This window comes from Streptomyces sp. NPDC091279 (assembly GCF_044757465.1).
In the GTDB taxonomy this organism is placed as follows: domain Bacteria; phylum Actinomycetota; class Actinomycetes; order Streptomycetales; family Streptomycetaceae; genus Streptomyces.
This window is the reverse complement of the sequence record NZ_JBIVVA010000001.1, coordinates 381805-403349: the sequence shown is the minus strand read 5'-3', so window position 1 is coordinate 403349 and position 21545 is coordinate 381805. Positions and strand designations below refer to the sequence as shown.

Annotated in this window: 17 protein-coding genes; 10 read left to right on the top strand and 7 right to left on the bottom strand. The window is 68.8% G+C overall.

Going from position 1 to position 21545, the window contains the following annotated elements; translation table 11 throughout:
* Nucleotides 1-54 precede the first annotated feature (54 nt).
* Together ACIQOU_RS01620 and ACIQOU_RS01615 are read left to right on the top strand one after the other, a co-directional pair.
* A complete protein-coding gene (locus ACIQOU_RS01620) occupies nucleotides 55-1722 on the top strand; it encodes an acyl-CoA dehydrogenase family protein (RefSeq protein WP_401532952.1) in 1668 nt (555 codons plus the stop codon).
* 288 nt (nucleotides 1723-2010) lie between these two features.
* Complete coding sequence (locus ACIQOU_RS01615) at nucleotides 2011-4044, top strand: HEAT repeat domain-containing protein (RefSeq protein WP_401532951.1); 2034 nt, start codon at nucleotides 2011-2013, stop codon at nucleotides 4042-4044.
* 194 nt (nucleotides 4045-4238) lie between these two features.
* On the opposite strand, the gene ACIQOU_RS01610 is transcribed toward ACIQOU_RS01615, so the two are convergent.
* A complete protein-coding gene (locus ACIQOU_RS01610; RefSeq protein WP_401532950.1) occupies nucleotides 4239-4820 on the bottom strand; it encodes a hypothetical protein in 582 nt (193 codons plus the stop codon).
* Between the two features lie 386 nt (nucleotides 4821-5206).
* Complete coding sequence (locus ACIQOU_RS01605; protein WP_401532949.1) at nucleotides 5207-6637, bottom strand: alkaline phosphatase family protein; 1431 nt, start codon at nucleotides 6635-6637, stop codon at nucleotides 5207-5209.
* Between the two features lie 607 nt (nucleotides 6638-7244).
* On the opposite strand from ACIQOU_RS01605, the gene ACIQOU_RS01600 reads away from it, so the two are divergent.
* The 7 genes from ACIQOU_RS01600 (at nucleotide 7245) to ACIQOU_RS01570 (ending at nucleotide 14171) form a co-directional block, all read left to right on the top strand.
* Complete coding sequence (locus ACIQOU_RS01600; RefSeq protein WP_401532948.1) at nucleotides 7245-7952, top strand: NTP transferase domain-containing protein; 708 nt, start codon at nucleotides 7245-7247, stop codon at nucleotides 7950-7952.
* Between the two features lie 80 nt (nucleotides 7953-8032).
* Nucleotides 8033-9970, top strand: a complete 1938-nt coding sequence (gene asnB / locus ACIQOU_RS01595; protein WP_401532946.1) for an asparagine synthase (glutamine-hydrolyzing) — start codon at nucleotides 8033-8035, stop codon at nucleotides 9968-9970.
* Complete coding sequence (locus ACIQOU_RS01590; protein WP_401532945.1) at nucleotides 9967-10680, top strand: CDP-alcohol phosphatidyltransferase family protein; 714 nt, start codon at nucleotides 9967-9969, stop codon at nucleotides 10678-10680. The genes asnB and ACIQOU_RS01590 overlap by 4 nt, the downstream gene beginning before the upstream one ends.
* A complete protein-coding gene (locus ACIQOU_RS01585; protein WP_401532944.1) occupies nucleotides 10677-11192 on the top strand; it encodes a hypothetical protein in 516 nt (171 codons plus the stop codon). The genes ACIQOU_RS01590 and ACIQOU_RS01585 overlap by 4 nt, the downstream gene beginning before the upstream one ends.
* Nucleotide 11193: 1 nt before the next feature.
* Complete coding sequence (locus ACIQOU_RS01580; protein ID WP_401532943.1) at nucleotides 11194-11736, top strand: thiamine pyrophosphate-dependent enzyme; 543 nt, start codon at nucleotides 11194-11196, stop codon at nucleotides 11734-11736.
* A 40-nt stretch (nucleotides 11737-11776) separates the two neighbouring features.
* Nucleotides 11777-12718, top strand: coding sequence for an isocitrate lyase/phosphoenolpyruvate mutase family protein (locus tag ACIQOU_RS01575; RefSeq protein ID WP_401532941.1), 942 nt, complete (start codon nucleotides 11777-11779; stop codon nucleotides 12716-12718).
* Nucleotides 12702-14171, top strand: a complete 1470-nt coding sequence (locus ACIQOU_RS01570) for an aldehyde dehydrogenase family protein (RefSeq protein WP_401532939.1) — start codon at nucleotides 12702-12704, stop codon at nucleotides 14169-14171. The genes ACIQOU_RS01575 and ACIQOU_RS01570 overlap by 17 nt, the downstream gene beginning before the upstream one ends.
* Before the next feature lie 22 nt (nucleotides 14172-14193).
* Here ACIQOU_RS01570 and ACIQOU_RS01565 read toward each other — a convergent pair whose 3' ends face one another.
* Nucleotides 14194-14916 (bottom strand): class I SAM-dependent methyltransferase, encoded by a 723-nt coding sequence (locus ACIQOU_RS01565; RefSeq protein ID WP_401532937.1) that lies wholly within the window; start codon nucleotides 14914-14916, stop codon nucleotides 14194-14196.
* Between the two features lie 151 nt (nucleotides 14917-15067).
* Here ACIQOU_RS01565 and ACIQOU_RS01560 point away from each other — a divergent pair, with 151 nt between their 5' ends.
* Nucleotides 15068-16039, top strand: a complete 972-nt coding sequence (locus ACIQOU_RS01560) for a diiron oxygenase (protein ID WP_401532936.1) — start codon at nucleotides 15068-15070, stop codon at nucleotides 16037-16039.
* Here ACIQOU_RS01560 and ACIQOU_RS01555 read toward each other — a convergent pair.
* Genes ACIQOU_RS01555 through ACIQOU_RS01540 form a run of 4 tightly spaced genes read right to left on the bottom strand, consistent with a single transcriptional unit; the run spans nucleotide 16012 to nucleotide 21246 of the window.
* Complete coding sequence (locus ACIQOU_RS01555; protein ID WP_401532935.1) at nucleotides 16012-17391, bottom strand: amidase family protein; 1380 nt, start codon at nucleotides 17389-17391, stop codon at nucleotides 16012-16014. The genes ACIQOU_RS01560 and ACIQOU_RS01555 overlap by 28 nt on opposite strands.
* Nucleotides 17392-17431: 40 nt before the next feature.
* Nucleotides 17432-18685 (bottom strand): MFS transporter, encoded by a 1254-nt coding sequence (locus tag ACIQOU_RS01550; protein ID WP_401532934.1) that lies wholly within the window; start codon nucleotides 18683-18685, stop codon nucleotides 17432-17434.
* On the bottom strand, nucleotides 18682-19932 hold the full coding sequence (locus ACIQOU_RS01545; protein ID WP_401532932.1) for a hypothetical protein: 1251 nt from the start codon (nucleotides 19930-19932) through the stop codon (nucleotides 18682-18684). The genes ACIQOU_RS01550 and ACIQOU_RS01545 overlap by 4 nt, the downstream gene beginning before the upstream one ends.
* A 51-nt stretch (nucleotides 19933-19983) precedes the next feature.
* Nucleotides 19984-21246 (bottom strand): ATP-grasp domain-containing protein, encoded by a 1263-nt coding sequence (locus tag ACIQOU_RS01540; protein ID WP_401532930.1) that lies wholly within the window; start codon nucleotides 21244-21246, stop codon nucleotides 19984-19986.
* Nucleotides 21247-21545: the final 299 nt, after the last annotated feature.

The window sequence follows — 21545 nt, the reverse complement described above, 5'->3', positions numbered from 1 at the left end:
TCACCCTCATGTTGCACTATTGCTGCAATCGTAGCGTGGGTGCAACATGAAGGTATGGCCTCGCACCCGACGTCTCCGCACTCCCCCGCCCCCGGCGCCACCCACGCGGTCACCAATCAGCCGCCGCCGCTGGCCCCCTACGACGCGTCCGAGGACGCGGCCCTGCTGGAGGGGCTGCGGCGGGAGGGCGCCGGGTGGGCCGAGGCGGAGGTGCGCGGGCTCGGGCGGCGGGCGGGCGGTGTCGAGGCGCAGGGGTGGGGCGAGCTGGCCAACGTCCACGCGCCCGTGCTGCGCACGCACGACCGGTACGGCAACCGTGTCGACGAGGTCGACTTCCACCCCAGCTGGCACCGGCTGATGGACGTCGCGGTCGGCGCGGGACTGGCCGGCTCGGCCTGGGCGGACGAACGGCCCGGCGCCCATGTCGCCCGTACGGCGGGCGGGTTGGTGTGGGGGCACACGGACGCGGGGCACGGGTGTCCGACGTCGATGACGTACGCCGCCGTGCCCGCGCTGCGCGCGCAGCCGGACCTCGCGAAGGTGTACGAACCGCTGCTGACCAGCCGGGTGTACGAGCCCGGCCTCACCGTGCCCACGGAGAAGCGGGGGCTGCTCGCGGGCATGGGGATGACCGAGAAGCAGGGCGGTTCCGACGTCCGGACGAACACCACGGTGGCGACGCCGACCGCCGAGCCGGGTGTGTACACGCTGCGCGGCCACAAGTGGTTCACGTCGGCCCCGATGTGCGATGTGTTCCTGGTGCTGGCGCAGGCCCCGGACGGGCTGTCCTGCTTCCTGGTCCCGCGCGTGCTGCCCGACGGCACCCGCAACACGTTCCGCATCCAGCGCCTCAAGGACAAGCTGGGCAACCGTTCCAACGCGTCCTCGGAACCGGAGTTCGACCGGACCGTGGCGTGGCGGGTGGGGCCCGAGGGGCGGGGCGTGAAGACCATCATCGAGATGGTCAACTGCACGCGTCTCGACTGTGTGATGGCGTCGGCGACGCTGATGCGCAGGTCGCTGGTCGAGGCGGGGCATCACGCCCGGTACCGCACCGCGTTCGGGGCACGGCTATTCGATCAGCCGTTGATGCGGAACGTGCTGGCCGATCTCGCGCTGGAGTCGGAGGCCGCCACGACGCTCACCCTGCGGCTGGCCGGTGCGGCCGACCGGGCGGTGCGCGGTGACGCGGGCGAGGCGGCGTTCCGGCGGATCGCGACCGCCGTCGGCAAGTACTGGGTCACCAAACGGGGACCGGCCTTCACGGCGGAGGCCCTCGAATGCCTGGGCGGCAACGGCTATGTCGAGGAGTCGGGCATGCCCCGCCACTACCGGGAGGCCCCGCTGCTGTCGATCTGGGAGGGCTCGGGGAACGTCAACGCCCTCGACGTGCTGCGGGCGTTGCGCCGCGACCCGGGTACGGCACAGGCCCTCTTCGACGAACTCGCCCTGTCCAGGGGCGCGGACAGCCGCCTCGACGCGGCCGTGACCCGCCTGGAGACCCTCCTCACCACCGCCTCGGAGACCGGTGCGCGGCGCCTGGTGGAACACATGGCCCTCACCCTTCAGGCCTCCCTCCTGGTCCGCCACGCCCCGCCCGCGATCGCCGACGCGTTCTGCGCGAGCCGCCTCGACGGCGACTGGGGCCACTCTTTCGGCACCCTGCCGGAGGGGGCGGCGCTGGGGTCGATCCTGGAACGGGGGTGGGGAGTCGAGCGGTGAGGGGCGCCCCGGGCGGCGGTGGGGCGACCGGGGCGCCGTTGAGCGGAAGGTGAGCGGGCGGGCGGCCCGGCGTGGATCGGGCCGTCGGTCACGCCCCGTGCGCTGCGGGAAGTTGGCGGGTTCTCGCCCCACCGGAACGGGTCGGCCTCCCCGCTCCCGGGTGCCGAGGCGGCGTTCGACGGTCGACGTGCGGCACGATCGCGCAAAGTCACATGCCGATTCCGCTTGGTTGTCAGTGGCGTGGTGCAGACTCACGTTCAGCTGGCATTTCCGTGCGGGGAGGGCAACGTGTTCACGGGCATCGACGAGGTCGACTGGGCCTCGATGCGGCATGCGTACGGCAGCGCGGAGGACGTACCCGCGCTGCTGAGGGGGCTCGCCTCCGCGGATTCCGCCGCGCGGGAGGTCGCGCTCGACGGGATGTACGGCGCGGTGCATCACCAAGGGGACGTGTACGACTCGACGTTGGCCTGTCTCCCGTTCCTGTTCAGGCTCGTGCAGTGCGAGGAGGTGGGCGACCGGGGCGAGGTCGTGGGGCTGCTGGTCAGCATCGGGGGCGAGGCCGTCGAGGGCGGTGCGGTCGGCGAGGGGCCCGTGGAGACGTACGCGAGGGCGCGCACGGCCGTCCGTGCCGGGGCGGCCGCCTTCGCCCGGCTGGCCGGTGACCCCGACCCGGCGGTGCGGCAGGCGGCGCCGGGGGCCGTCGTCCGGTTCCTCGACCAACCCGCGCGCGTGCTGGACCTGTTGGCGCAGCGCATCTCGGTGGAGCGGAACGACGGGGTGCTGATCGCCCTCGCCGAGAGCCTCGGTCTCTTCGCCCGCCGCCACCCGGGGCACGCCCCGCGCGCGGTGGACCTGCTGACGGCGTTGAGCGGGCCTCCGGCCGGGCCGGGACTGCGGCTGGCCGCGCTCGGCCAGCTCGCCGGGTGCGCTCCCGAACGGCTCCCCGTCGACCTGGTGTCCACGGCCGTCGCACTGCTCCGGGTCCGCTCGCGTGGACCCCGGCCGCAGCCCCGTGCGGCCACGGACACCCTGGTCGGACGGTTACGGCAGTTACGGCCTTCGGACGAGGAGGGCTCGCAGCTGCTGCGGACCCTGCACGGCGGGCTCGGGGACCGGGTGGCCGACCGGATCGCCCTGCTGGAAGGCCAGTTGAGCAGCCCCGACCCGACCGACCGGTGCAACGCGGTGTGGATGGCCTCAGCCCTGGTGCACGGCTGGCGCGGCGACTTCCACCGCCCCGTCGAGCTGATCGGCGCCCAACTGGCCGAGGGTGAGGGCCGGTTGCGGGACTCGGCGGTCTCGGTGCTGAGCGGTCTCTTCGGTCTGGCCGCCCCGGCCGCCGACCAGCTGAGCGCCCTGGTGGACGCCCACGGCGACCTGTGGGTACGGCACTGGGAGCGCGGGGCGCCGACCCTGGGCGATCCGCTCAAGGCGCTGGCCAGGGCGGGGGACGCGCGGGCGGTGCCGGTGCTCGCGCTGGTGCTGGCGGGGCCCGTGGTGCCGGACGACCTGGGCCATGTGATCGCCCCGCTCGGCCGTGCCGCCGCCCCGCTCGCGCCCGCGCTGCGGAGCCGGCTCGCCGGAGTGCCCCTGGATTCCCCGGAGTTGGGCACCCGCGCGCTGCCGCTCCTCGCGGCGCTCACGGCACTGGAGGACGTGCGGGCCGTCCCGGCGGTGCTGCGTGTGCTGCTCGGCGCGCCGGAGGAGGTCCGCTCGCGCGACGCCCTCATAGCGGCGGCGATACGGGCCCTGCGGGCGTTCGGCACGGCCGCAGCGGAGGCCGCGCCGGTGCTGCGTACCCTGCTGGACACCGAGTACGCGGTCGCGGCGGCGGACGCGCTGTGGTCGGTGCAGGGCGACGCGGACGCCGTACGGCCGGTGCTGGCGCGGGAGTTGGCCAACGGGCGGTCAGGGGTGCGCCGCCCGGCCGCCGAGGCGCTGGCGCGGATGGGCCCCGCCGCCCGACCGGCGTTGCCCGCGCTGCGGCACGCGGCCGACTCCCCCGAGCTGTGGGAGCGGATGTCGGCGGCGTGTGCGCTGTGGCGGGTCGGCGGCGAGGAGGGGCTCGCGGTGCCGGTCCTGCGGGCGGCCTGGGCGGAGAACCCGCACTGCCGGCTCCTCATCGCCGACTGCCTGGTCGCCCTCGGCCCGGCCGGCGCGCCCCTCCACGACCTGGTCGACGGCGAACTCGCCGCCCCGCGCCGCCACACCGCCTCGTTCCCGGGCGTCGCCGGGCCCGGCGGCCACTCCGAGCAGGGCGCCTTCGCGGACGAACAGCTGCTGCGGTTGCTCCGGATGTGCCGGGGTGCGCGGGAGTGACGGAGGGCGTCCCCTGCGGCGGACGGCGCCCCTCGTGAGGTCCGGTCTTGAGGTCCGGTCTTGAGGTCCGGGGAACCTCATCGTCGGGGCGGAGAGAAGCCTCACCCTGCCGGGGGAACCTCCCCGCGTTGCGGACCAGCCCTTTCTTCAGCCGTTCCCCAGCGCTTTCTTCAGCCCTTTCTCCAGCGCTTTCTTCAGCCCTTTCTGCGGTCGCCCCGGGGGTCGAAGCGGGCCCAGGCCGTGTCCCACTGGTCCAGACGGCGGCGTTCCAGCCGGCCGCACAGGAGGCGTCCGCCCACCAGAGGGACCGCCGCCGCGCTCAGGCCCACCAGGCAGCCGATCAGGGACGCCCTGAGCCGGGCCTCGGAGGCGGTGGCGGGCTCGGACACCAGACGGCCCCGGCGGTCCGTCCACACCTCGACCGGGGTGTCGGCCGGGCTGCCCTCGACGACCCGGACCTGACCGGTGCGCTCGGTGCCGTCCGGGGCCGACCAGCTGACCTTGCCCCACACCAGATCGCCGGACGCGCCGGTCCTCTGGTCGGGCGCGCCCCGCGCCTCCTCTATGAGATGCCCCTGCACACGCCCCCATTCGACGCGTTCGCGGGCCAGCCCGTGTTCGACGGTCCGGGCCGCCGTGAGACCGGCGACCACCCCCGCGAGGACGGTGAACAGCCAGGCGCCGAGCACCACCCACGCCTCCACCGCGTCGGAACGCCGCCTGAGCGGATTGCGCCGCCAGCGCCACAGCCGGACCTTCGGACCACGGAACGCCATCGAGGCATCCTCCTCACGCGCGCGACTTCCCCCGACCACCCTCCTCTACGGAACGAGGCTTCCGCATGCTCAGGCCCGGGCTGCGATCCGACGGTCGCACGCGCACCCCTGTCTCGTGGACGTCCCCGGAAATCAACCGCACCGATTACGCCACTGAGCTACCATCCGCGCCCTGACCTGGGGCGACGCCGCACCCACCCGGTCACTGTCGGTGGTGGGGGCGCGGACCGGTGAATGGCTGGATCGAGAACGTCGTCGAGGCCGCGCCCCGCGCGGGACGGACCGGTATCCGGTGGAGCGGGGCATGCTCCGGTGACGGGAGCGCGGACGGGTCGCCCCGCACCGCTCTCCCGTCACCGGAGCACCGCCGGCCCCTCAGCCGTCGCTCACACCTGGGGCCGGCGTCCCTTCTCCTGACTCGGGAAGGTCTGGTCCGCGCCGGGCAGGGTGGGGGCCGGCAACGTCGCCACCTCCTCCTTGGCCTTCTCCAGCTGCTCCGCCGTGTCGTGGGGCAGCCTCGGCGGCCGTGAACCGCTGGAGCGGAAACGGAACGCGGAGGTCAGGTCGCCGAAGGTCTCCCGGCGCCAGTCGCTGATGTTCGGCTCCTCCACCCCCGTCCAGCGCTCCAGGAACTGGAGGACCGAGGTGTGGTCGAAGGTCTCCGTGGCCACCCAACCACCCACCGTCCAGGGCGAGATGATGATCGACGGGACGCGGAAACCGCCGCCGATCGGCAGCCCGCCGATGTACTCGTTCGCCGTGCCCGCGGGCGCGGTCGGTGGCACGACATGGTCGAACAGGCCGTCGTTCTCGTCGTAGTTGAGGATGAAGGCGGTCTTCTTCCACAACTTCGGGTTCGAGGCGACGGCTTCGATCTTCGACGCGACGAAGTCCGCGCCCGCCGCCGGGAGATAGTCCGGGTGTTCGGACGTCAGACTCGTCGGGATGATCCAGGACACCGCCGGGAGACGGTCGTTGCGGGCGTCCTCCTCGAACGTGCCCTCGGGCTGGGGGCGGACGCCGCGCTCGTACAGCTCCGAGCCCGGCTGGGACTCCGCGAACGACTTGAACTGCACCAGCACGTTGCAGCCGAACGCGTCGTCCTCCTGGTGGTACGACTTCCAGCTGATGCCGGCCGCCTGGAGCCGCTCCGCGTAGGTGGTCCAGTTGAACGGCGTCGAGGGCACGACGTTGTTGATGACGGGGCCGCCGTGGGTGCCGGCCGGGTCGATGGTGCCCGTCATCCACATCATCCGGTTGGGCCAGGTCGGGCCGAGCACCGAGCAGTGGTACGCGTCGCAAATGGTGAAGGCGTCGGCCAGGGCGAACTGGAAGGGGATGTCCTGGCGGTTGTAATAGCCCATCACATAGGGGCCGTTGACGCCGTCGGCCAGGCGGTGGGCGGGCAGCCAGTTGTCCATCTTGCCGTTGTTCCAGGCGTCGTGCTGGACCGTCCAGGCATGGCTGGTGGACGGGATGGCCTGGGCGCTGGAGGTGTGGGTGTCGAGATGGAAGGGGAGCAGGTACCCCTTCGGGTTCACGGTGTCCGGCTGGTAGAAGACGGACCTGCCGGAGTCGAGCGTGAGCGCGTCCGGGTCGGCGAAGCCGCGCACACCGGACAGCGTGCCGAAGTAGTGGTCGAACGAGCGGTTCTCCTGCATCAGCAGGACGACGTGCTCGATGTCGTCGAGCGAACCCTTCACCGGTCCGGCCGCGACAGCTTTCTGGACGCTCGGCGGGAGGACGTTCAGCGCCGCGGCGCCGCCCAGCACGCCCGCAGCCGAACCCAGGAGTCTCCGGCGCGTTAACTCGGCCATGATTGCCCCTTCTCTGGTTTGCGTCAGTTCGCGGCGGGGAATTTTCTGCGCCCCCTCCGGGAGGCCACTGCCCAGCAATGAGCTGTGAGCGATCCCGGCGGCAGACCCTGTCCGCGTGATCATCCTTGCCCGACGCAGGGGTGAGTCGGCAGGGGCCCCGTGGTGAACAAGTGCCCAAAGATAAGGAAGGGGTTGGCCAAGTCATGACCGGTGTTGCACGTCCGTTGCCCGGCCGTTGTCCGGCCGTTGTCCGCCCTTGGAGCACAGGCCGTGACGGTGCGTCAGGCAGGCTCCGCACATCCGGAGGGCTAACTACCCGTTTGCGGACATAAACATGATCACGGCACCCGCACGCGACCCGGACGACCCACGGCGCCACCCTCCCCGCCAGCCCCCATCACGGAGAGTGAGAATTTATTACGCACGGCTAACTCTCTGAAATCTCAAAGCTCCCGCAAAGGGAAACTCACAGGAAGTACATTGGTGATCTTTTTGCATTGCATGAGCAATCCTCACACATCTTTAATAAATCAAGCATCACTGGAACGTCACTGATCAGTACGGTGTGTGAAGCGTTGCGAAACGTGTTGCGCTCCGAGGAGAGTTAATGACGTATCGTCGTGCAATCCTGCTCTGCGCCGGTCGAGGTACCCGAGCCCGGGACATAACCGACGGCCAGCCGAAGTGTCTGATCCGGATCGACGGGGAGACTCTGATCTCCCGAGTCCTGAATCAACTCCGCCTGAACGGTGTGACCGATGTCCATGTCATAGTTGGTCATGAAGCCGACCAAATAGCCCAGGAAGTCGGCGACCGTGCGATTCTGCATTATTACCCGGACTTCGAACGCACCAATAACCTCTGGACGCTCGCGACCCACGCCGATCTGTTGCGTGGCCACGACTGTGCCGTTCTCTTCGGTGACGTCGTCGTCTCCGATCAGGCCGTGGCCGATCTGTGGGACGGGATTTCCGGAATCAACCTGTTGGTCGACCTCTCATCGAGACTGACCGGCACCATGCGGGTGCGCCGCGAGGCCGACAAGAGCGTGGACATGGGCAACCACATCGCTCCGGACGACGCGGACGGCAACTATGTCGGGTTTCTCAGTGCGACGCGTGCGGCGGCGGAGCTGCTCGCCGACGCCATCGCCAGGGAAATGTCCGCGGGCCGTGGCACGGACGCCTACTTCACCTCAGTCATGGCCCAGGTCAGCACGGCCGTCCCGGTCTCTTTCGTGGACGTCAGGAGCGACCAGTGGGCCGAGATAGACGACGGGGACGACTACCTGGTCGCGAAGCAGCGCTTCGAGTAGCCGAACCGTACGGCGGCACTGAGCAGCAGAACTGAAGAGCGGTTACGGAGCACCACACCCCGAGAAAGGGAGAAAACGACATGTGTGGCGTGGCGGGTGTTTTCCAGACCGACGGACGAAATTTCGAACAGACCGACCTTCTCAAAACAATGACGGACTGCCTGGTCCATCGCGGGCCCGACGAGAGCGGCCTGCACATCGACGGGCCGGTCGGCTTAGGCTTTCAGCGGCTGAGCGTCATCGACGTTCCGCACGGACACCAGCCGATGACCGACGAGGACAGCGGTGTTGCCCTCGTCTTCAACGGCGAGATCTACAACTACCGTGAACTGCGAACGCGGCTCGAAGGGCTTGGCCGGCGGTTCCGTACCACGAGCGACACCGAGTCCATCCTCCAGGGATACCTGCAATGGGGCGAGCGGGTCGTGGACGAACTCGTGGGAATGTTCGCCTTCGCCATCCACGATCCGCGCTCCGGAACACTGACCCTCGCGCGGGACCGCCTAGGTATCAAGCCGCTCTACTGGGCGCAGGTCGGCTCACAGTTCCTGTTCGGCTCGGAGATGAAGTCCATCTTCGCGCATCCCGACTTCCGCCGGGTGGCCAGCCTGGACGGGATATCGAGCTATCTGACCTTCCGGCAGCCCGTCTGGGGCGTCAGTTATTTCGAGGGCCTGGAGAAAGTCCTGCCCGGTCATGTGCTCACCGTCAAAGGCTCCGAGGTCAAGGTCCGTCAGTACTGGAGCCTTCCGGTCCCGGACATCGACGACTCGACGTCCGAGGCGGACTGGCTCGACCGCGCCGACCAGCTCCTTGAGCAGTCGATCCGCCGGTGCATGGTCTCCGAAGTGCCCCTGGGCGCCTACCTCAGCGGCGGGCTCGACTCCAGTCTGATCGTGGCCATGATGGCCAGGATGAGCGACCGGCCCATCAAGACCTTCTCGGTCGGGTACGGCGACGGCGCCTACGACGAGGGCAGGTTCGCCGAGGCCGTCGCCAGAGAGGTCAGCGCCGAGCATCAGCACCTGGTCGTCGGTCACGAGGATTACCGGAAGGGGCTGATACCGCTCATCCGGCACCGGGACGCCCCGTTGAGCATTCCGCAGGAGATCGCCGTCCTTGAGCTGTCCAAGCTCATGAAGCATGACGTCACCGTGGCCCTTTCCGGTGACGGCGCCGACGAACTGTTCGGCGGTTACGGACGCGTCATGCGCTCACCGTTGGACTGGAAGAAAATCAGCACTCTGCGGAAAATACTTCCCGCCGACGCCATCGACCGGATAGTATCCGGACGCGGTCCGAGTCAGACTTCTGTACTGGCCAATCTCGATGTGCGCAGTCACCTCGAACACTTCTACCGCGTATACAACTGGGTGCCGTTCGAGGAGAAGAACGGACTTTTCACCGCCGAATCCCGTGCCGTTCTCGACGGCGACCGGGCCACCCGGTATCCGTTCGAGGCGTCCTTCGGCCGCACTCAGGGGGGCAACCCCTACGACTCGGTGCTGCACGCTTTCCAGCATCTGCATATCGGGGCGATTCTCGACAAGGTCGACACCATCGGTATGGCGGCCAGCCTCGAAGGGCGCGTTCCCTTCGTGGACGCGGAGCTGATCGAGACCTTCATCCGGATGCCGGTCACGTACAAGATGAGCTGGAACAGCCGTCTGTCCCAGCTCCGGTCCTTCTCCACGCCCGCCTTCGCCGCGTCCGAGAGCCTGGACACCACGAAGACCCTGCTGCGGAAGCTCGCCGAACGCTACCTGCCCCGCGAACTGACCCAGCGCAAGAAAATGGGCTTCCCCACGCCGCTCGACGACTGGATGCGGGCCGGCATGCTCGGCGAGGCCAAGGAGATCCTCCTCGACCCGGCCGCGACCCGGCGCGGAATATTCGACCCGCGCCGCATGGAGAAGTTCCTCTCGAATCCCCAGAACCTGGACCACGACTTCTACGGAAAGAAAGTCTGGATGTACATGAACGTCGAACTCTGGCTACAGAACGTGGTGGACGCATGAGCCAGCAGAGGACTCAAGCCAAACCGGCCGAACCGCCCCAGGCGACGGAACCGGCCACACCGGCCGGCCCCGCCGGCGAGACCAACCCGACCATCCTCTCCTTACTTGCGGACTGGGCGAATCTCTGCACCCTCGCCGGCGTCGTGAGCGGTCTTCTCGGCATCTACTTCGCCGCACAGGACAAGCTCCAGATATCCGCCGCGATGGGCGTGATCGCGGTCATCCTGGACTGCTTCGACGGCCCGATCGCCCGCAGCACCAAGAACCGGCCGGCCCATATGTCCCCGCTGGGACTCCAGCTGGACTCGCTGGCGGACGCGATATGCAGCGGCGTCGGACCTGCCGTCCTGGTGATGGCGGTGGGTGACTGGAATGCGTTCCTGCTGATCCCGGCATCCCTGATCGTCATCGCCGGCGTCACCCGGCTCGCCTATTTCAACGTCTATGGACTCTCCGGCGGTAAATTCTCGGGGATGCCCATTTTCTACAACCCGGTGGTGGTCGCCATCGTGCTGCTCGTCCTGTGGGCACTGGCACCGGGCGCGGCGGTGGGCGGCGCCGCGGCCGCCGGATTCGCGGTCGCGATCCTCAATGTCGCGCCTTTCACGGTCCCCAAGCTCCGCGGGCGTTTCCTCAAGGGGTTCCTGGTCTTCTGCTTCGCGCAGACCGCTGTCCTGTTCGTGTACGCCGCACAGGGGATCGGATCATGACCCAGGTGGCGACGGACGTCGCGCTCCGCACCCTGGAACAACTCGCCGCGCACAGCTTCGACTTCGCCACAGGAGTGCCCTGCTCGCTCCTGACGGGACTGTTCCGGCATCTCGAATCCCCCGACACCGAGCGGGAGTTGGGCCTCGCCTACGTGCCGGCGCCGCGTGAGGACACCGCCGTCGGGATCGCGGTCGGTGCCCGGCTCGCCGGCCGGACCCCGTTCGTCCTGATGCAGAACTCCGGGTTCGGCTACAGCATGAACTCCTTCACCTCGCTCACCCAGATCTACGGCATCAACCCACTGGTGCTGATGAGTTGGCGCGGTTTCGACCACACCGACGCCGTCGAGCACGACATCATCGGCCGCGAACTGCTCCGCGTCCTGGACTCCGTCGGAATCGCGCATGTGGTCCTGGACCCGGAAGATCCCGCCCGGGCGATCGACGCGGCGGTCGACCTCCACGACGACGGCAACCGCGCGGTGGCCGTCCTGATCACCTCGGGGGTCTGAGATGCAGTACGAGGACGTGTTCCGCTCCGTGCTGACGGCGTTCCCGAGCGCGGCGGTGATCTCGACCTGCGGGCACATCTCCCGCGACCTGTTCAACTTCGAGGACCGCGACGGGAATTTCTATCTCGTCGGCTCCATGGGGATGGCGGCGCCCGTCGGCGTCGGCGTCGCCCTGGCCGACCCCGGCCGGCTGGTCGTCGTGCTCGACGGCGACGGCTCGCTGGCGATGAACACCAGCGGCATGCTGAGCGTCGCGGCGGCCGGGGCCCGTCTGCTCCACGTGGTTCTTGACAACGGTGTCCACGGCAGCACCGGTGGTCAGCGCACCGTGAAGTTCGAGAATCCCGCCTCGGCCGCACTCGCCTTCGGCTACCGCCGGGCGCTCACCATGGCCACCCCGGACCTCGACTGGGCGTCGCTCGACGCCTTCCCCGCGTTCGTCCACGCGAAGGTCCAGCCGCGCAACGCGCCCGTCGGCCGCCGTGTCGTGCAGACCCCGCACGAGCTGCGTGAGCGCTTCACCCGCTTTCTGTCGGTCAAGTAACCCGCTCGGTCACCCCCGATCACCGCAAGGGAGAACATCAATGTCGCCGGTAAAGTCCCTGCGCACGCTGCTCAACGACGCTGAACTGGCCAAAGCGGCCGGTGCCCACAACCCCCTGACCGCGCAACTGGCCGAACAGTCCGGGTTCGACGTGGTCTGGGCGAGCGGGCTGGAGATCTCCGCCTCCTTGGGCGTGCCCGACGCCAACATCCTCAGCATGAACGAATGCCTCGCCGTGGCCCGGGCGATGGTCGAGAAGGTGAACGTCCCGGTGCTGGCCGACTGCGACTCCGGCTTCGGCGGCATCGGCAACGTCGTCCACATGGTGCGCAGTTACGAGGCCGCCGGGGTCCAGGGCGTCTGCATCGAGGACAAGACCTTCCCCAAGCTCAACAGTTTCGTCGCGGGCAATCAGGCGCTCGTGCCGATCGAGGACTTCGCGGGCAAGATCGCCGCGGCCGTGGAGACACGTGTCAGCGAGGACTTCATCATCGTCGCCCGCATCGAGGCGTTCATCTCCGGTTACGGCCTGGAGGAGGCGCTGCGCCGGGCCGAGGCATATGAACTCGCGGGCGCCGACGCCCTGCTCATCCACTCCAAGCTCAAGACCCCGGACGAGATCTACTCGTTCTGCGCCGCCTACGAGGGTGACCTGCCGATCGTGGTCGTCCCGACGACGTACAACAGCGTGACGATGGAGGAGCTGCGGGCCGCCGGGGCGTCGCTCGCGATCTACGCCAACCAGGGCCTGCGGGGCGCCATCACGTCGATCCGGCAGATCTTCGGGTCCATCCTCGCCGAGGGCACGGCGGCGCCCGTGGAGGACCGGCTGGCCCCGCTGGGCGACGTGTTCCAGTACCAGGACGTGGCCGCGCTGCTCTCGGCCGAGGACCGGTTCGAGTCGATCGGGCAGGGCGTCGCCAAGCAGATCCTCAACGGCGCCAGGGAAGAGCGGAGGAACGCCGATGTCGTTGAGCGTTGAGGTCCGGGCCGGTTGTCTCCATCGGGGCGCGCATCTCGTCGGTGGCCGCCGGGTGCAGGGCGGTGCCCAGCTGGAGAAAGTCAACCCCGCTCGTCCGGGAACCTCGTTAGGCCGTATTCCCGTCGCGGACCGGGGAGTTGTCGAGAGCGCCGTCAGGACGGCGCACGGACAGCTCGCGGCCTGGCGGAAGCGGGGCTCCATCGCCCGCGCCGAACTGGTCCACCGGCTGGCCGAGTTGATGGACCGGGACCGGGTCGAGCTGGCCCGGCTGATCACCGAGGAACACGGCAAGACCAGGGCGGAGGCGGCCTCGGAGGTCGCCCGGTCGATCGAGATCGTGCGGTTCGCCGCCGGGCTCGGCCGCCGGCTCGGGGGCCGGACGCTGCCGTCCGACAGCCCGGACACCTGGAGCTCCACCACCCGCCATCCGATCGGCGTGGTCGGCCTCATCACCCCGTGGAACTTCCCGCTGGCCATCCCGGTGTGGAAGCTGGCGCCTGCCCTGGTGGCGGGGTGCACGGTGGTGCTGAAGCCGTCACCGCTGGCTCCGTTCACCGCGGAACGACTGGTGGGTCTGGCGCACGAGGCCGGGGTTCCGGCCGGTGTCGTCAACCTCGTGCACGGCGACGGTGCGACCGGGGCCGCGCTCGTGGAACATCCGCTGGTCAAGGGGGTGTCCTTCACCGGGAGCGTCGAAGTGGGCCGCCGGGTCCAGACGGCCGCCGCCGCGTCGCTCACCAGGACCCAGCTGGAGATGGGCGGGAAGAACGCGGTGGTCGTGCTGGCCGACGCCGACCTGGAGAAGGCCGCCGACGCCGTCGCGCACGGTGCGTTCGGGCAGGCCGGTCAGCGGTGTTCGGCGACCAGCCGGGCCATCGTCCACGACGACGTCTTCGACGAGTTCGTCGCCCTCCTGGCGGCCCGGGCGAGCGCGCTGCGGGTGGGCCGGCCGGACGATCCGGGGACCGATCTCGGTCCGCTGATCAACGGCGCCAGTCTCGAACGGTGCCTGGACGCCGTGTCCGGGGCCGTCCGTGGCGGCGCCCGGCTCGTCACCGGAGGGACGGCGGTGGTCACTGACGACGGCGGCTACTTCATGGCGCCGACGGTGATCACCGAGATCGACGCGGACGCCCCGCTGGCGAACACCGAGGTGTTCGGCCCGATCGTGGTGGTCCTGCGGTGCCGTGACTTCGACGACGCGCTGGCCATCAACAACTCGGTCAGGTACGGGATGTCGGCCACCTTGTTCACGGCCAGCCTGCCGCTGATCGGCCGGTTCCTCGCCGAGGCCGAGGCCGGGATGCTGCACGTCAACCGGCCGGGGGTGGGCGCGTTCCCGCACATGCCGCACATCGGGACGAAGGAGTCCCAGGTGGGTCCGGCGGAGTGTGCCGACGACGCGATCGAGTTCTTCACCGAACTCAGAACGGCGACCATCGGTGTCGGCTGAGCACTCCGCCGGAGTCCGTCGCTCAGCGCCTGCGGCCGGTGCCGTACTGGAAGTACGTCTCGGTCTCCCGCACGTCGAGGTCGATACCGGCCTCGTCGGCGGCGGCGGCCAACTCGTCGGCCCGGTAGAAGTTCTTGACGATGGTCGCGCTCTCACCGCTGTTGAGCCGCCGCGTCATGGTCTGCCCGGCCGCGCCGTCCACATGGGGTTCGGTGGTCGCGAGCGGCAGGTCGTCGAGGAAGAACAGCCGGCCGCCGGGCCGTAGCCAGCCCCCGAGCGAACGGAAGAAAGGACGGAGTCGTTCGCGCGGCACATGCGAGATCCAGAACGTGAAGACGATGGTGTCGAACCGCTCGTCGGTGTCCCAGGTGAACAGGTCCGCGATCTCGGTCCGGACCTGTTCCTCCTTGGCCACCGGATTGTGCGCGAGCATCTCGGCGGACCCGTCGACCAGCAGGAGGTCACGGGCACGGGGGGCGAGGTGAGCGCTCCAGGTACCGGTGCCAGGGGCGAGTTCGAGGACGTCGGCACCGAGGTCGGTCGAGTCCAGTACGGACCGGACGAGTGCGGCCTCACGGAACCAGACCTCGTTCGCGGCCTCGCCCTTGTCGAAGGAGCCTCGCCTGAGCCACCAGTCGTCGTATTCCCCCGCACGGCTCGAATAGTACGCCAGCTGCTCGGCCAGTTGCTCCTCGGTGACGGGCTGAAATTCCTCTTCGGCCGATCGACCGGGCTGCGTCGTCATGCGGTGTTTCACCTCTCGGGTAGTGCCATCAACTCGCCCAGAACTCAGGATCTGAACTCCAGGAGAATCGAGAATGTGCGGTACTGTTGGACTCTTCACAGGTTGTGCGGCTGCTGCATTCTGCCCAATCAGTCAGTTAAAGCGCAACCCTGTGCAGGCCGACGATTCGTCGACAAAACTTGACGATTCTTTGGCCAAACTACCCGGCTATCGCACCGCATTCGCGAACTGGGACCGGCGCGCCTCCGTGCGCTCCAGTCCGCGCCGGACCCTTTCGGACGACACCGGTGACCTCTTCCCGGCGGACCTGGTGCCGGTCGCGAAGCACGCGCTCGTCGCCGGCATCCGCCCCGAGCTGTTCCGCCGGCTGCTCACCCAACAGCTGTACCGCTACCTCCACTTCACGTCGAAGCTGGAGTTCATGGTGGTCAACTACGTCGTCCTCGGCATCTCGCAGGGCAGCATCCGGGTGCCGATCCCGGACCAGATGCGCTTCGACGCCCTGAAGATCTACTGCGACGAGGCTTATCACGGTTATTTCTCCGTCGATCTGATGCGGCAGGTCCAGGAACGCACCGGCATCGCACCCCGGATCGACGACGAACCTTATTTCCTGCGCCGCCTCGCAGCGCTCAAGGAAAAGCACGATCCGGCCAAGGCGGGCTTCATCGACCTGCTGTTCACCATCGTCTCGGAAACGCTCATCACCGCGTCGCTTACGGAGATATCGAAGTCCCGTGAAGTGTCGGGAGCCGTGGTCGACACCTTGCATGACCACGCCCTGGACGAGGGCCGGCACCATGCCTATTTCGCTTCCTATCTGACCTTCTTATGGGCGTCCCTCGACCGTACGGAACGCACTTTCTCCGCGCGGCTCTTTCCCGAACTCATCGACGTATTCCTCCGTCCCGACGTGCCGTCCATCGGGGCCGAACTCGGCGGGTACGGACTCAAGCCCGACGAGGTGAGCCAGGTGCTCGCCGAGACCTTCAGCGAGCGGACCCAGGCCGACTACAACCGGGCGACCGCCTCGAAGCTGCTCGGATACCTCCAGGAGATCGAGGCGTTCGACGAACCCGGCGCCCGTGACGAGGCTCAGCACCGCGGCCTGCTCCTTGGCTGACGGACCGTCAATTGACCCATTCCGTCCGCTACTTCGCTCGCCCACCTGAGAAGCCCCAGGTCCATGTGGCGGCGCCCGACGAGCTGGAGTCCGAGGGGCAGCTCCCCGGCGCCGCGCGGCAGGGGGATCGTCACGCAGGGCAGGCCGAGGTGGCTCCACGGCAGACTCATCGCCGGACTGCCGGTGTTCGACAGGCCGAGCGGCGCCACATCGGTCGCGGCCGGCGCCACGACAAGGTCGAAGCCCTCCCGCTCCATCCAGGTGTCGAAGGCGGAGCGCTGTGCGGCCAGGTCGTCGGCGGCGGCCGCGTAGGCGTGCGCGGGGAGGGCGAGGCCCCGCCGGATCACCTCCGTGGTGCCCGCGCCGAGAAGGCGGGCGTGCCGATGGAACCGCTCCTCGTGGGCGCGGGCGAATTCGGCGTCGAAGATGACCTTCTGCGTGCGGGTGAGGACGTCCACGTCGGCCGCCAGATCGGTGGGCACGACGTCGAGGCCGGACTCGGCGAGCGCACGCACCGCATGGGCGAACACCTCGTTCGTCGTGTCGGTGGCGAGTGCCAGATAGGCACGCGCGGGAATCGCGACGACCGGCTTCCTGCCGACCGACCGCCCTTCCCCCAACTGCTTTTCCTCCGGCTGCTTTTCCTCGGTCTGCTTTTTCTCCGGCCGACCTCCCTTTGGCTGTTCTTGCTCCGATTTCCCTTCCTCGAAGAACACCGAGGCGGCGAGCAGAAGCCCGGACACGGATGAGGCGAAGAGTCCGAACGAGTCGTAACTTCCGGCGCACGGAATGACGCCGTCCAGCGGGACGCTGCCGTGGGTCGTCTTGAAGCCCGCCACACCGCAGTAGGACGCCGGCCGGATCACCGAGCCGATCGTCTGCGTCCCCACCGCCAGCGTGACGGCGCCGGTCGCCACGGCTGCCGCGGACCCGCTGCTGGAGCCGCCGGGTGTGTGGCGCGGGTCGTGCGGATTACGGGTCGTGGGCGGCTGTACGCAGGCGAACTCCGCGGTCTTGGTCTTGCCGACGACGGTCGCGCCGGCCCGCCGCAGCCGGGTGACCGTCGATGCCTCGGGGCCCGCGAACTCGGCCGGGTCGAGCGCGGAGCCGCCTCGGGTGGGCAGGCCGTCGACGACGAAGATGTCCTTGACGCCCAAGGTGGCCCCGCGCAACGGCCCGGAGCTTTCGGTGTCCGTCCGGGCCAGCCGTGATTCCCTGTCCGGTTCTTCCTCGAACGCCTCGACGGCGGAATCCGTTTCGGCGATTCTTTTCAGAGAGATCCGGATGGAGTGGGTGACATCCGCGTGCGTCCCGGATTCAGAGACGAGTTCACGACCGAAAACCATATCCATGGCCCGATGTTACTCGTTTCCCCACACCGTCGACTGACGCTCAACCGACCGTCTGCTGCTCGTCGAGATCCGCGCCCGGCGCCGGCGACGCGAGGGGGGACCGTACCTGGCGTCGGAACATCACCAGGGACACCGGGGCCACCACGAGACTGACGACGGCGACGACGCCCAGGATGGTCCGGGGGTCCCAACTGCCGCCCGCGGTGGCCAGGATGAGCCCGGCGAGCGGCGCCGACGCCAGGATCATCGAGGAGAACACCCCGAGCGTGGCGCCGAGTTGCTCGGCCGGGATCACACGGATGCGCCAGGTACGCATCCAGATCGTGAACACGGTCACCCCGGCGCTCCAGCACCCGTAACCGACGCCCATGACCACGACGTTCCCGGCGAAGATCATGCACAGGGCGCCGGTCACGAGGAGCAGGGCGACGGGCCACAGGAAGACGTCGATCTCCCGTTTCTTGGCGATCGGGGCGGTCAACAGGGCGGCGAGGAAGCTGACCACGGTCGCCGTCGCCGCCAACAGCCCCACCGTCGGCTCGGATTGGCTGAGGTCGCCGATGATGATCGCGGGAAGCGACGCCAGGACGAGGCTCGCGGTGAGGTTGACGCCGAGCGTGACCGCGATCAGCGAGAGGATCGGGCGGCTGCCGAACACCGTCGAGAAACCGGTGCCGAGCCGCCGCAGGAGTTTCTCACCGCCCGTCTCGACCACCACGCGGTCCAGGGCGTGGAAGCACAGCCCCGTCCACACCCCGGCGACCAGGAAGATCGCGGCGATGACGGCGAGGCCCCCGGCGACCGGCAGGACACCGAGCAGCATGCCGCCGAGGGCGGGGCCCGCGACCGTCACGAGTTGCTGGGCGGCCTGGAATCTGGCCTGCGTCTGCGGGTAGCGGTCCCGGGCCACCTGGCGGCCGAGGATGCTCTCGACCGCGATCGTGGAGTGCCCGTTGAGCAGCGTGGCCGCGCCGCCGGCGACCACCAGCAACGGCAGCGAACCGGTGACCGCGGCCAGCACCAGCATCGCGACCCGGGCGAGGTCGACGACCACGAGCTGCCGGCGGGCCCGGAAGCGGTCGACATAGGCGCCCGAGACCGGCATCGACACGATCCGCGGCAGCCACTGCACCAGGAACGCGATCCCCGACGACGTGACCTTCTGGGTGGCCCCGTACACCGCGATCGGGACGAAGAACGTCACCGTCTGGTCGCCCAGGATCGCCAGCGCCCGGGCGGCGATGAACCCCACGATGGTCGCGTCGCGGTGCAGGGCGGGAGCGGGAGCCGTCACCGGTCGGCCCCGGCCGGGACGTCCCGCAGGACCAGCGCCGAACTCAGGGCGTCGACAGCGGAGTTGAGGTCGCGGATCACATCCGCCTGGCGGGCGCCGACCGCGACGAACGACGCGATCACGGACGTGCTCGACGCGGGTCGCTCCAGCACGTCACCGGGGCTGACCTTGGGCTCGAACAGCGTGATGGACGGGGGGAGTTGGACCTCGCCGAGCGACTCGACCAGCCCGGGGCGGGGTGGCACGAGGGCGTATCCGGTCTGCCGGACGGGCTGCGAACTCACCTCGCGGTGCTGCCGGTTGCCGAGGTAGGCGCGGGCGAACCACTCGATGGGGTCGAGGTCGAAGCCGTTCTCCAGCAGATCGCGGATCTTGGCGCCGCCGACCCGGCAGCCGACCTCGTTGAACACGAAGCCGTCCGGCGAGCCGAAGATCTCCGCGTGGAACAGCGCGGTCTCCTCGATGCCGAGGGCCCGGAGCGCGCGCACGGTGATGTCCTGCAAGGTGCGGCGCCGGGGGTCGTCGGCGTCGAGAAAGGTGCTGAGGGAGACCGCGCCCTGGGTGATCTCCAGGCAGGAGGTGCTCTGTTCGGACGGCCAGCAGATCTTCACCTCTCCGGCGTCGATGATGCCGTCGATGTGGAACAGCTCGTGGGAGACAAAGGTCTCCGCCATGAGGTGGGCGGGAGCGTCCCCGACGGAGAGCGGATTCCGGGTGAGGAACGTGTCCAGTTCCGTCTGGTTCTCCAGGACGGTCACGCCCACCGAGGCGGCGCCGAGCCGTGGTTTGACGACCAGCGGGAAACCGAGTTCACGGACCGCGAGAACGAGGTCGGTGGCATCGTCGACGGCTCGGTATCCGGTGATTCTGACGTCGGACGCGGCCAGTATTTCTTTCATGCGTATTTTGTCGCGGAACAGGAGCGCCTCAGCCTCGGACTGACCGGGAACTCCCCAGCTGTCCCGGAGCCGGCCGGCCCGCAGGAGGTCGAACTCCGACATGGCGAGCAGCTTGCCGAACGAGTGGACACCGTGGAGTTGATGCGCCAGATACTCCGGCATGGCCGAGTCCGCGTAATCGTCGACGATCTCGGTGTGGGCGAATCCGGCCAACTCGTTCTTGCGGGCGGTCTCGTCGGCGGACACCGCGTCACTGCTGGTGATCAGATACAGCTCGTCCGACGGCTGGGCCCACTGTCGGTAATCGACGCGCGCGAGTTTGAACCTGTTGAGAATCAGTACCTTCACGATTGCGGTGCTCCTCGGGCGTATGCAAAAGGACGGAATGTTCTCCCGGGTTCAGACGTATTCGGCGGCGCCCTCGATCGGGTCCCATCCGAACCGCAGCCTGTCGGCGGCGCTCGTGGCGTTCTTGAGCGCGTCGTCGGCGTTCGGCCCGGTGGCGATGACGTGCGCGATCCGGTCGCGGTTGGAGCCGTGCGAGCGGTACACGTCGCCGATCTGGTTCTTGATGTGCACCTCGGTGACGCCGTCGCCGTTCCTGGCGTCCTCGACGCCGTCGATCGAGGCCAGTCTCCCGGTGTCCGGCATCGCGACGAAGCGGATCGCGGCGGCCGGTGCCGCGGCGGTGGCCGGCTCGGGCTCGGGCCTGCCGACGACGGCGGCCATGTGGCGTGCCGTCAGGTCGATGCCGGTGGCGAGCCGGACCAGTTCGGGCACCCGGTCGCCGCCGACCCGGGGGTTGACCTCGATCAATCGCGGAATCCGCTGTTCCCGGTCGGCGAACTTCACCTCGACGTGCGCGGGCCCCCAGTCGAGGCCGACGGCCCTGAGTCCGCGTTCGGCGGTCTCGACGATCAGTTCCGCCACGCCCGGCTCCACGGTGGCCGGGAACTGGTGGGCCAGTTCGACGAAGTAGGGCAGCCGTCCGCTCGTCTTCGCGGTGATGCCCAGGCCACGCCCGTCGAACGCCTCCACCGAGTACTCCGGTCCCGCCAGGTACTCCTCTACCACGACCGTCGGTTCCATCGCGACGCCGAGGTAGCTGGCGGTGCCGAGGATGTGCTCACTTATGCGTGTCACCTCGGTGGCGTCGTCGCACCGCCTCACGAATACGCTGCCGGTCAGGCCGACGGGTTTGACGACGACCGGATAGCCCATCTTCTCCGCCGCGGATAAGGCGCCGGTGACGTCGTGGACGAGTTCGTACCGCGGATTCAGGCCCGGAACCAGGTCACCGGCGGACCGAATGCCCGCTTTTGACCGGCAGCGGCGGACGGCTTCCGGCGCCGGGCCCGGCAGATTCAGGGCGGCGGCGGCTTCGGCAGCGACGGTGACGAAGTATTCGTATACGGACGTCACTCCGGCGAGGTCGTCCCCCGCTATACCGCACGCCGCTTCGACGATCGCGGCAGCGGACGAGGTGTCGCATCCGACAATGCTCGTCCCGATGTCCCGGTAGTCGTCCAGCAGGAACTGGTCCAGTTTCTCCGGCCGGTCGACGAGGATGACCGTGCGGTATCCCCAGTTCGCCAGACTCCGTGCAGCGTCCTGCCCCGCGCCCGTTCGGGGCGATTCGACCAGGCACACAGTTTTCCGCACAACAGATCTCCTCCCGAGAAAATGTGATGACCTCCGCGTCACCGTACCCAGGAAAGATCACAGGAACACTGTGCTATTCCCTGTCGTACGCGAGGTATGACCAGCGACCGGGGAGAATTGACGTTGTTTCACATTCTCTTGGTTGACACGGTTTTACATTCTTTTTCTTGGCCGTTGTCTGGCCGTGTGCGGGTTGAAATCACGGACGCCGACGGCTCCTGGAACGCCGGGTTCCGGGGGCCGGAGATCCCCCACATGGCCTACACGGCAGTTGCCCCGCGTTGCGGCGAGAAAGGATC